The sequence below is a fragment of the Enterococcus sp. CR-Ec1 genome, from assembly GCF_002850555.1.
Classification (GTDB): Bacteria; Bacillota; Bacilli; order Lactobacillales; family Enterococcaceae; genus Enterococcus_D; species Enterococcus_D entomosocium.
Genome location: NZ_CP025223.1, coordinates 1,581,099 through 1,593,379 on the forward strand (window position 1 = coordinate 1,581,099; position 12,281 = coordinate 1,593,379).

The following is a 12,281-nucleotide window of genomic DNA, read 5'->3' on the forward strand; positions in this document are numbered from 1 at the left end:
TAAATGTGGGGAAGGGATCAAGTGTGAAAACTTTAAGTATAATTGTTCCATGCTACAATTCGCAAGATTATATGGAACGCTGTATTGATTCATTATTAGTAGGGGGAGAGACCGTTGAGATCATTATTGTAAATGACGGGTCCCATGATCAAACCGGAGCGATCGCTGAACGCTATCAGCGATCTTACCCAAGGCAAATCAAAGCAGTCCATCAAGAAAACGGCGGTCATGGTCAAGCGATCAATACGGGCTTACAAGCTGCTAGTGGGACCTTCATCAAAATCGTAGATAGCGACGATTGGGTAGATGAAAAGGCCTATCAACAAATTTTGATCTTTTTGACAAGCGATCCACAGGCAAATTCGGTCGATATGGTTATTAGTAATTACGTCTATGAAACCCAGTGGAAGAAAAACAAGCGTTGCATTCATTATCAGCGCTTCTTGCCAGAAAATGAACCATTCGGCTGGGGGGACGTGCGATTTCCGTTCAGTAAGTACCTATTGATGCACTCGGTGATCTATCGCAAAAGCGTATTAGAAAAAGCAAACTTGCAGTTGCCCAAACATACCTTTTATGTAGATAATCTGTATGTCTATGAACCATTGCCCTACGTCAAAAAAATGGTCTACTTAAATGTCGATTTTTATCGCTATTATATTGGTCGATCGGATCAGTCCGTCAATGAAAAAGTGATGATCAGTCGTATCGACCAGCAATTGAAAGTCAACCGGACAATGATCGATTACTATCTTTCACTGGATCAAACCGGCAAAGAACTCACTCGTTATATGCGTCGATATTTAGAAGCAATCACAACTGTTTCAACGATTTTGTTGATCAAAGAAGGGTCGAAAGAAAGCTTGCTAAAGAAAAAGGAGCTGTGGAAGTTGATTCGCTCTCGTGATCAGCTGCTGTATTTTCGTTTACGGTTCGGTCTCTTAGGACACGGCGTCCATTTCCCAGGTGCCATCGGGCGAAAAGCTTCGTTAGGCTTTTACCACCTTGCTCAAAAATTTTATGGCTTTAATTGAAGGAAATCAATTCAGATAAGATTATTTCAAGACAGTGGACAAACCTTATGAATCAATGAGGTTTGTCTTTTTTTTGGAGATCATAACCGTTCGTGCAAAAAAGTCGACCATTCGTGAGAAAGCGTTTTTTTGCGTGTTGTGCACGCTATAATTGGTTTCGTAAAGAATTGAGGAAGAAAGAGGGATTCTTTTGGAGATCATAAATTTTAATGAAGGTTGGGTCTGTGGTGTTTTAGGCACAAACAATCAGAAACCTGTTTCCATCCCACATGATGCAATGCGCGAAGAGCCACGAAGCGAATCGAGTTTAGGCGCTGCCAACATCGGCTGGTATGAAGGACTTGATTACCTCTATAAGAAAACATTTTTCGTGCCTGAGGACTACCAAGATAAAAAAGTCGTTTTTGAATTTGAAGGAGTCTATCGCAACGCCGAAGTGATCATCAATGGAAAAAAGGCTGGTTTTCGTCCATACGGATACACCAACTTTTATGTCGAAGCGGATGCGTTTTTGCACTTTGGATCGGAAAATACCATTGAGGTCATTGCCCGAAATGCCGATCAGCCAAATAGTCGCTGGTACACTGGCACAGGGATTTACCGTCCCGTCAATCTGCTGGTTTTACCGAAAAAGCATCTTTTGCTAAATGGCATAAAAATCACTACTGTATCAACAAAACCACCAGTGATTTCATTGACTTTAAAATCCAACAGTAACGGCGAAGCGCGGGTCTCGATTGTCGATGGGGAGGAAGTGATCGCAAGGACGAATGTCTCGATCGACGGATCAGCACAGATCAACCTACCGCTGCCCAATGCAAAGGCATGGTCACCAGAAGAGCCGAACTTATACGAGTGTCAAGTTGAGTACGAAGGGAGTCAATACCAGACACGTTTTGGTCTGAGGACCTTGACTTGGGATTCGGAAGCGGGGCTTTTGATCAATGGGGTTCGTCGCATCTTAAAAGGGGCCTGTATACATCATGACAACGGCTTGTTAGGCGCCGCTGCTTTTCCAGATGCCGAAAGACGAAAAGTCAAGCTCTTGCAAGAAGCTGGCTATAATGCGATTCGTTCAGCCCATAATCCTTGCTCAAAAGCACTACTTGATGCTTGTGACGAGTTGGGAATGCTGGTCATGGATGAATATGTCGACATGTGGTACACCCATAAAACCCGTTACGATTATGCCAATGATTTTAGTGATTGGTGGCGTCAGGATCTTGCTGATATGGTGGACAAAGATTTTAATCATCCTAGCGTGATCCTCTATTCGACGGGGAATGAAGTCTCGGAAACAGCCGAACCACGGGGGATCGAGCTGACGAAAGAGTTAACGGAACACTTGCATGGGTTGGACCCAACGCGACCGGTAACATGTGGTGTCAACATCTTTTTCAATTATCTAAGCTCATTAGGCTTTGGGGTCTATACTGATGAAAAAGCCCAAAAAGAAAAGAAAAAAGCTGTCGGAAGTGAGTTTTATAATAAGCTGGCTGGTTTGTTGGGCGATAAAACCATGAAGTTGGGGGCCACCCTCAGAGGAAGTGACCGCACGACCTATGAATCATTTGCCAATATGGACATAGCCGGCTACAATTACGGCATTTTACGCTATAAAAAAGACCTGAAAAAATATCCAAAGCGCCTGATTTTAGGCACAGAAACTTTCTGTAAGGATGCTTTTTATTTCTTGGAACTGGCAAAAAAACACCCTCGTATTATTGGGGATTTCGTGTGGGCAGGCATGGACTATATCGGTGAAGCCGGTATTGGTTCGTGGGTTTATGAAGATGCCTATCCTAAAAATGCCAGTCCAGCTGGTTGGTTGACCGCTGGAAGCGGTCGCTTGGATATCACCGGTGCAGCAGGTGGCGAAACCCTTTACACAAAAGTGGCATTCGAAAAAACCACAACGCCCCTTTTAGCGGTGAAGCCTGTTTATCAAAAAGGCAAACATTCACCATCCGCATGGAAATTGACGGATGCGATGCCTTCTTGGACATGGCCGGGCTGCGAAGGTCAGAAAGCCGAAGTAGAAGTCTATGCTCGAGCGGCTCAAATCGCTCTTTATTTGAATGATCAGCTCGTCGTTAAGAAAAAAATGAAAAATGATTGTCGAACCGTCGTCAAGACCACTTATCAAAGTGGCACATTGACCGTTGTTTCCTATGACGAAAATGAGCAAGAAATTGGCCGTAGTTCTTTAGTGACCGCACAAAAAGAAACTCAGTTAACGCTTGAACCTGAAAGTAGTACTGTTTCTCCTCGAGGGCTGGCCTTTATTCGTTTGCGGTATACCGATCGCAACGGCATTTTAAAGCCGATGGAAAACCATGAAGTCGCGGTTTCTGTCAAAGGCGGTAAGCTATTAGGGTTAGGTCATGCTTGTCCTTACAACCCAGAAGGCTATACTGGTTCGAAAACGAAAACCTATTATGGCGAAGCACTAGCGATCGTGCAAGCTGATTCTGAAGCAAACGAAATCGAACTGATGGCAGCTGACGGAAGTAGGTCTGAGCGTACAGCCATTCAGATAAACGAAGTAGTGAAAAAAAGCAATGACACGAAATGAAGGAGGATGTATGCTAGAGATTACGCGTTTTACTGTTGAAGATTTAGAAAAAGAATGCGTCACTGATAAGTCCAATCCTTGTTTTTCCTATACCGTTGCCAGTCAAAGACAAAATACAACGATCAAAAAAGCAGTCTTAACGCTGGGGGAATGGACGTGCGATGCGACCAGTGGGAACCATCATTATTACGATGGTCCGCCATTGGAGCCTTTCGCCACCTATACCGTCCATTTGACAGTAGAAGATGATCAAGGAAATCAAGCAGCAGCCAGTTGCGATTTTGAGACGGGGAAGATGGACGGTTCATTTTTAGCATCATGGATCACCAATGGAAGTTATCGTTTTACGGAGAAGAAAGCATCGCCAAAACCGATGTACTTCAAACATACCTTTTCCTGTGAAAAGTCAGTTGTTAAGGCACGGATTTATGCCACAGCGTTAGGGATCTATGAGATGACCCTGAATGGAGAAAAAATTGGTCGCGACTATTTTGCTCCAGGTTTCACCTCTTATAAACATCAGTTGCAGTATCAAACGTATGACATCACAAAACAGTTGGCAAAGAGCAACGAAATGGAAGTTGTCGTGGCAGGAGGATGGGCTTCTGGTGCGTTTACCTACGCACGACGCAACCGCGTCTATGCCAAAAGACAAGCCTTTTTAGCGGAGGTTCACATTGAATACAGTGATGGGTCTTTTGAGAAGATCGTTACTGATACAAACTGGCAAACAGCAATGGAGGGTCCGTTAAAAGAGGCGGAATTTTACAACGGCGAAATTTACGATGCACGGTTCCATGAAACGCAACGCTCGTGGCAACCAGCTTCCCTTGAAACAGTCAAAATCAAGCCGCGGATCATTGCCCAAATTGGTGTACCTGTGCGAGAGCATGAGGTTTTTGAGCCAACGTCAATGACACGATCACCGAGTGGAAAATGGCTCTATGACATGGGGCAAAATTTTGCCGGTATTGTCAAGCTGACCATTCAAGGAAATGAAGGTCAGAAACTAACGATCAGACATGCTGAAATTTTGATGGATGGCGAACTGTTTACCGAACCGCTCAGGACTGCGAAGCAAGCAATTATTTACACCTGCAAGGAGGGAAAGCAAGTCTATCAGCCACGGTTGACCTACATGGGCTTTCGCTATCTGAGTGTCGAAGGAATCGATCCAGAAGCAATCACCATTGAAGGAATCGCTTTGTATTCTGACGTAAGGGAAACCGGCTCTTTTACTTGTTCTAATCCTCAGTTGAATCAGTTGCAAAGCAACATTTTGTGGGGAGCAAAATCTAATTTTGTCGATATTCCCACCGATTGCCCCCAACGGGATGAACGAATGGGCTGGACCGGGGATATTGCTTTGTTTGCTCGAACGGCTTCTACTAACTTTGATATGCGTCGTTTTTATGAGAAGTGGCTTCAAGATGTCCGTTCAGAACAAAGAAAAAGTGGCGGAATTCCAGTAACCGTACCGCTGGTGGTCGTGCCTTTTCAATGGGAGATCATGATCCCAATGGCCGTTGATCACTGGGGAGATGCCGTGATTTTGGTTCCATGGGCGGAGTACTTAAGTAGTGGTGATCCAGAAATCCTGCGCACCACATACCATGCGATGAAGAAATACCACAAAGCGTGTCTGTTTTGGGCACAACTGTTTTCCTTTGGCAAGCACCGACGAATTTGGCGTTTGCTGCATCATTATGGCGATTGGGTCGCCCCTGAAGGCAAACTTTGGACGTGGATGCTGCGGGGCAAATGGACAGGCACGGCTAGCCTTGCCAACACCAGCAATCTTTTAGCACAGATTGCAACGATCTTGGGCTATTCTGAAGATAGCACGTACTATCAGAAAATTTTTCATGAAACATCCACTGCTTATCGCCAATTACTGATGGACAAAGATGCCCGTGTGAAAAAAGAATTTCAAACTGCGTATGTCTTACCGCTTTATTACCAAATGCTTTCAGAGACAGATGCGAAAAAAGCGGCAGCCAACCTGGCACGTTTGGTACGAGAAAACGAATATCATATCGGCACCGGTTTTCCTGGTACCCCGTATATTTTGTTTGCATTGGCAGATAATGGGTATGTAGAAGAAGCCTATCGAATGCTTTTAACAGATACCTGCCCATCTTGGCTTTTTCAAGTAAAAGCTGGCGGCACAACGATTTGGGAACGCTGGGATGCCTTGAGAGAAGACGGTACTAGTAATACGGGTGCCGATGATGGAACCAATGGAATGGTTTCCTTCAATCATTATGCCAGCGGGGCAGTCGGCGACTTTTTCTATCGGCGGATCGCCGGGATCGAACCGATCAAAGGCGGCTATCAAGCGTTCACTGTGCGACCGATCATTGGTGGTGATCTGACCTTTGCCAAGACGAAAGTAAGGTGTAGTTATGGCGAAATTATCAGCAATTGGCAGATCGCTGATGGTTACTTTTCGATTGAAGTGCAGGTACCTATCGGGACGACCGCTTATTTACAAATGCCTAGTGGTCAGCGCCATCAGTTGACCAACGGACAGTATCATTTTTCAGAAGCAATAGGAGGAAGCAGCGCATGAAAGTCAAAACACTCTTTGAAGCGCCCGCCTTCAAGACTAAAATCACCACCGCAAAAGTCGAAAAGAAAGAAGTTTTTCTAGGATATTTTATTGGGCCTTTTTTGGCATTGCTTTCCAATGCGATCTTCGGTGCCTATTTGAACCGTTATTATTCAGATGTGATTGGTTGGACAGATACAAATCAGTTCGGGCATTTTTCAGCCTTATTACCATTAATCTCAGTGGTCTTTGTCATTTTGGGTAACTTATTCGTTGGTCGATTAATCGATAATACGCGAACCAGCCAGGGAAAAGCTCGACCGTATATGTTGATTTCTGCACCGTTATTGGTGATAGCGATCGTATTTCTATTCATTACACCAACGAACGCATCCCCGACGTTACAGATGATCTGGCTGGCGTTTTCCTATAATTTTTATTACGCCGTAGCCTATCCATTCTTTTACACAGCACATAGTTCCATGGTCGCCTTATCCACACGAGATAGTAATCAGCGCGGCAAATTAGCGACATTTTCTAATGCCTCGGGTGTAGCGGCTGTCGGGTTAGGCGGAAGTATCTTAGTGCCGATCTTGTTACAAAGCTATCTTTTCGTTTCGACGGAGGGTGTGATCGATCGAGCAGCTAGCTATAACAACTGGCGCGTGATGATGATCTTTTTATGTGTCACGACGTTTCTAGCCATTTTCTTAGAGTATTACTTTACCCGAGAACGAATCACTGAAGAAAACGCCAAACTAGCGATCAAAGAAGAGAAGATTTCTTTGAAAAAGCAGTTCTCCGCCTGTATTTCGGATAAGTATTGGTGGTTGATCATCTCTTACTTCTTCTTGTTCCAGTTCGGTGGGCTCGTAAAAAACGGATCGATGGGGTATTACGCTCGCTGGATGTTTAGTTCCGTGGTCGACGAAGCCTCTGCCGGTGTCGCAATGGGCTCACTAGGTTTGATCGCTGGTTTACCGACCGCAATTGGGATGTTGGTGGCATGGCCGCTGGCAAACAAACTGGGTAAACGCAATTCCGTTTTGCTAGGGATCGTTTTTGCTGTGGTAGGTGGCCTGATCAGTTTTATCGATGTCCATGATTTCACAACGGTTGCCATCGGTTTGGTTTTAAAAGGGATCGGTGCTGTGCCTGCGATGTTTGTGACACTAGCGCTACTTTCAGATGTGCTGGATCACTTAGAAGCCAAAAATGGCTTTCGTAGCGATGGGTTTACGATGTCTGTTTACGGTTCGATCATGGTAGGTCTGACAGGGGTTGGGAATGCCTTAGTCAACAGTTTGCTGACGCTCAGCGGCTATGACCCGACTGCTGTCACCCAAAACGCACAAGTTTCGTCCGTTCTTGTTTGGGCATTTTTAGGGTTTGAGTTGATTTGTTATGCGGGTATTGCGATCTTGCTCCTTTTTCTAACCGTAGAAAAGCACACGAAAGAAGATCAGGCGCTGATCTTAGCTAGTCAGAAGGAAAAGGTTCTCCAATCTGGCGGAGAATGGATCGATCCCCAAGAACGATTGATTTTAGAAGAACAACGGGCAAAACAATCGCAAGAAGCGATGAAAACCTAAAGGAGGGAGTAGATAAGAAAATACCATTCAAGAAACATATCCAAAGGGAAAACATGAGTTGAAAAAAGGAGGAAATCTACATGAATCAAAATCTATCACGACTATGCAGAGGGATGACTGCACTGTCATTATCGATGTCAGGTGCTTTGATGGGCTTGACCGGCGTTGCAGATCAGTGGCGCCCGATCATTGATGGTGCCCTTGGGACTTCAAGTACCAAAATCATCAATGATGACAAATTCACTTCTGATTACGAAACTAGTGCGGAGCTGATCCAAGCACATCGTGACCTGGGTGAACGAATGTCAGCAGAAGGGACCGTTTTATTAAAAAATCAAAATCAAGCGTTGCCCCTAGCGGAAACAGAGAATCGGGTCACCTTGTTGGGGATGGGGAGTGCTTATCCATTTTTAGGTGGGACAATGGGGAGTACCGTTGTTGGCGATTCCCAAATCAATCTGCAAGAAGCTTTAGAGGAACGAGGATTTGAATTAAATCCTACGATGACGGAGATCTACAATGGTCTGGGGGAGATCCAGACCGGCTCTTTTGAGCGTTTTGGGAATACCGTTCCGATCTACGGGCATCGTCCAGCTAATTTTTCAACCCCTTATGAACCATCTGAACCAGCAACAGATCTTTATGAGACGGCACAAAATGATGATTCCGACTTTACAGAAAGCTTTGCTGAGTATAATGATGCCGCCATTGTGGTGATTTCACGACCAGGCTCTGAGGGCAGTGATTACTATCCTGGAGAAAAAGGCATCGATCAAGAAGTTTATGGTACGGATACGCCGCTAGGTCTAGTTGAAAATGAGAAAGCCTTGATTGAGCTTGCGAAAGAAAACTTCGATCGCGTGATCGTTATGATCAACAGCAGTTCGACGATGGAAATCGACGAGCTGGAAAAAGACGATGCCATCGATGCTATTTTGTACGTTGGGTTCCCTGGTGCTTATGGCTTCTTAGGTGTTGCCGATATTTTGACGGGAGCAGTCAATCCTTCAGGACGCTTGACGGACACCTATGCTGTTGCAACTGCGAATTCCCCTGCGATGCAGAATTTTGGTAAAATTGAGTTGGATGATCTATCTCAAATTCGTTTTGAGGAATCCTTGATGGGGGAACTGCCAGCAACTTCTCCTTTAGGAAGCTTTGGTGGGGATGCGTCATTAGCTGCCGACCACTACTTGATCCAAGCCGAAGGAATTTATACCGGTTATAAATATTATGAAACCCGCTATTATGATACAGTGGTCGGTGCTGGACAAGCCGATAGCAACGTCGGTGCGATCGATGGGGCAGACGTTTGGGATTATGCCAATGAAGTGACCTATGATTTTGGGTTTGGTCTTTCTTATACGACCTTTGACCAGCGTTTAGATGCGATCGATATCGACGAAGAAAACAATAAAGTAACTGCGACAGTGACTGTTACCAATACAGGAAATGTAAGCGGTAAATTTGCTAGTCAGCTATACTTTAATGCGCCATACACGGACTATAATCGTGAGCAAAACATCGAAAAGGCAGCTGTCAATCTCATCGGATTTGAGAAAACAGAGCTATTAGAGCCTTCTGAATCGCAAACAGTTACGATCGAAGTTGACATGAAATATATGGCTAGCTGGGATTCGACAGCGAAAGACGGATTAGGCGGGTATATTTTAGATGGCGGCGATTATTATTTTGCTGTTGGTGATGGAGCACACGAAGCCGTCAATGCAGTATTGGCAGCTAAAGGGCATGATACCGATGGAAATGAAGCTCAGGTAGTGAGTGTGGCGATCGGTGAAGAAGGAACCGTTGACGAAGAAACATTTGCTTATTCTGAAAATGGCACGGCGATCGTGAATCAGCTGGAAGATGCCGACATCAACTACTACAAACCAGACTATGCCACCTATCTTACTCGACAAGATTGGGCAGGAACTTTTCCTCGAACCTATGACGATTTGACGATCGACGGTGACAAAGTGGAAGAATGGGTCCAAAACCTTGCGAATGAAAACTATCAATTTACGGAAAATGGGGAAGCCAATGTAGATGGAATCGAAGACCCATTGATGTTTTCTGATATGGCAGGGGTCACTGACATCGATGATATTCGTTGGGATCAGCTAGTCAATCAGATTCCTTTAGACATTTTGATACCGCGAATCGCTAAAGGTGGAAGTACGAGTGATGTCATTGAAGAAATCAATTCGCCACTCGTTTATCAAAATGACGGTCCGAATGGTTTCGGCACAACGCTAAGTGGTCGAGGGTTAAATGAAGATGATGAAAATGCTGATTACCATCTAGGAACGATGGCAAATGCTACGATCATCGGCAGCACCTTTAGTCATGAGCTGGCAGAAGAATGGGGCAACTTACTTGGTAATGACGGTCTATGGAGTGGAAATTACTTGATTTGGGGGACAGCAGCTAATATTCATCGGACCCCTTACAACGGAAGAAACCATGAATACTATTCGGAAGACCCAATGTTGTCTAATTATATGTCGGAAAATACAGTCAAAGGTGCCTTGGACTACGGAATCATAATCGGTCCAAAACATCTGGCATTTAATGATCAAGAAACACAACGAAGTGGCATCGCGCCTTATATGACGGAGCAAAAAGCCCGTGAAGGCGATTTACGTGCCTTCCAAGGATCATTTGAGGATGCGGGCGCGTTAGGTGCAATGGTGACCTTCAGTCGGATCGGAGCAACGAATGGGAATAATTCTGTCCCAATGTTGATCAATATTTTACGAGAAGAGTGGGGCTTTAATGGCTTATTGACGACAGATATGGTCAACAACAACGGCTACTTCCGTCCAGAATCCATTATTATGGCAGGCGTTACGATGATGGCAGATTTTGCCTCAAATGAGACGATGGCGAATGTCTTAGAGGCTTGGCCTTATCTGACCGTTGATTTGGCAGCCCAAGATGCGCAATTTGTTGAACAAGCGAGAGAAAACATGAAGTATCAATTATATGCCTATGCCCAAAGTGCCGCCCAAAATGTTCAGACGATCCGAATTACGCCATGGTGGGAGACAGCCATGACCGTCGGAATCTATGGCGGCCTTGCAGTAGCAGTTATTAGCTTTGGTGGCTATGTCTTTATTTCAATGAAGAAGAAGGGAGCGGAACAATGATGACAATGCTAAAGAAACAAAAAATCAGTTTGTATATCTATCTGCTGGTTTTCGTCCTTACGACGAGTTTGGTCTTCTTGTATATCTCCAACGTTAATAAAGCGTATTATCAAGACATGCAAGTCAATGTTTTGTATTTGTTAGCAGCAGCGCTAGTATTCCTGCTTTTGACGATTGGGTTATCCTTTCATGCAAAAACCAAATCACTGTTAATGGCAGCTGATATCAGCCGTATCGTAGCTAGTTTATTGATTATCTTAGGTGGAGTGCGCTTCATCAGCATGCGACTTGAATCCTTTGGCTATATTTTCGGCTCTAACCTTGAAATGAACAATGAAGCGGCGTTCGATGCGGGCTCACAAGCCATCATGATCATCGTTATCTTCGTAGCCACTTGGTTGATCTCTGTCATCGCAGCCTTTTTCGATGTTGGACAGAAGAAAACAGTTACTGGTTAAAGCGATAAAAAATAAAGCATAGAGATGACGTGAAAGCGTTCGTTCTCTATGCTTTTCCTGCGTAAAAACAATCGATTCACAAATAACGAACTATGTTAAAATAAAAAAAGAAAAACGACAAAAAAAACGCTTTACTTTTTATGAGGAGGGAGATTGAATACTATGACTATAAAAAAACGCAGCGGGCTGGTGAGCGCATGATCCGTGTTGGAATCGTGGAAGATCAAGAAGAATATCGGCAACAGCTCTTGTCTTATTTACAAACTTTTCAAGAAAAAGAAGGAGTCGTTTTTCAAGTAGAAACCTTTCATGATGGGTATGATTTCGTAGAGCGTTATGACTCGGAATTTGATTTGCTGTTGATGGATATCCATCTACCATTGATCGATGGAATGTCAGCGATCGAGGAAATTCGCAAGCGGGATTCCGATGTCTTCGTCATTTTTATTACCAGTACGGCGCAATATGCAGTCAAAGGCTATGATGTCAATGCAATTGGCTATATCCTTAAACCCTTTAATTATTATTCGTTGTCGGAGTATTTAAAAAAAACAATCAAGCGACTGAAGATGAAAGAAGACAGTTTTCTGCGTATTAAAGCCGGACAGAATTATTATCGCGTCAATCAAGACGCGATTCAGTACGTGGAAAGCCAAGGACATAAATTGATTTTTAAATTAACGGATCAAGAATTAGAATCGATCGGTGTCATGCGGGAATTGGAACAGCAGTTACAACCAGATCGTTTTTTACGGATCCATCGTGGGTTTATTGTCAATCTGAGGCATATCACGGGTATTAATCATTCGACTGTGATCGTTGGAGAAGCAGAGTTGCCTATCAGCCGAGGAAAACGCAAATTGATCATGGATACACTGGCGAAACAATGGCATGTCTAAATGACTATTAGATGAGGTGA

General features: G+C 44.2%; 7 protein-coding genes. All 7 read left to right on the forward strand.

Annotation, left to right across the window (positions count from 1 at the left end):
• Positions 1–23: 23 nt before the first annotated feature.
• The 7 genes from CXM95_RS07530 (at position 24) to CXM95_RS07560 (ending at position 12,261) form a co-directional block, all read left to right on the forward strand.
• The gene (locus tag CXM95_RS07530) at positions 24–1,034 is read left to right on the forward strand and encodes a glycosyltransferase family 2 protein (protein WP_101698953.1); all 1,011 of its coding nucleotides are present in this window, start codon (positions 24–26) and stop codon (positions 1,032–1,034) included.
• 190 nt (positions 1,035–1,224) lie between these two features.
• Complete coding sequence (locus CXM95_RS07535) at positions 1,225–3,609, forward strand: glycoside hydrolase family 2 TIM barrel-domain containing protein (protein WP_101698954.1); 2,385 nt, start codon at positions 1,225–1,227, stop codon at positions 3,607–3,609.
• Positions 3,610–3,619: 10 nt separating this feature from the next.
• Entirely contained in the window at positions 3,620–6,181 is a 2,562-nt protein-coding gene (locus tag CXM95_RS07540) for an alpha-L-rhamnosidase (protein WP_228766594.1), read from the forward strand.
• Positions 6,178–7,752: an MFS transporter gene (locus tag CXM95_RS07545; protein ID WP_016611074.1), complete on the forward strand. Its 1,575-nt coding sequence runs from the start codon at positions 6,178–6,180 to the stop codon at positions 7,750–7,752. The genes CXM95_RS07540 and CXM95_RS07545 overlap by 4 nt, the downstream gene beginning before the upstream one ends.
• Before the next feature lie 80 nt (positions 7,753–7,832).
• Positions 7,833–10,904, forward strand: a complete 3,072-nt coding sequence (locus tag CXM95_RS07550; protein ID WP_233499104.1) for a glycoside hydrolase family 3 protein — start codon at positions 7,833–7,835, stop codon at positions 10,902–10,904.
• A complete protein-coding gene (locus CXM95_RS07555) occupies positions 10,904–11,362 on the forward strand; it encodes a hypothetical protein (RefSeq protein WP_181159768.1) in 459 nt (152 codons plus the stop codon). The genes CXM95_RS07550 and CXM95_RS07555 overlap by 1 nt, the downstream gene beginning before the upstream one ends.
• A 197-nt stretch (positions 11,363–11,559) precedes the next feature.
• Complete coding sequence (locus CXM95_RS07560) at positions 11,560–12,261, forward strand: LytR/AlgR family response regulator transcription factor (RefSeq protein ID WP_087627605.1); 702 nt, start codon at positions 11,560–11,562, stop codon at positions 12,259–12,261.
• The last annotated feature ends 20 nt before the right edge of the window (positions 12,262–12,281 follow it).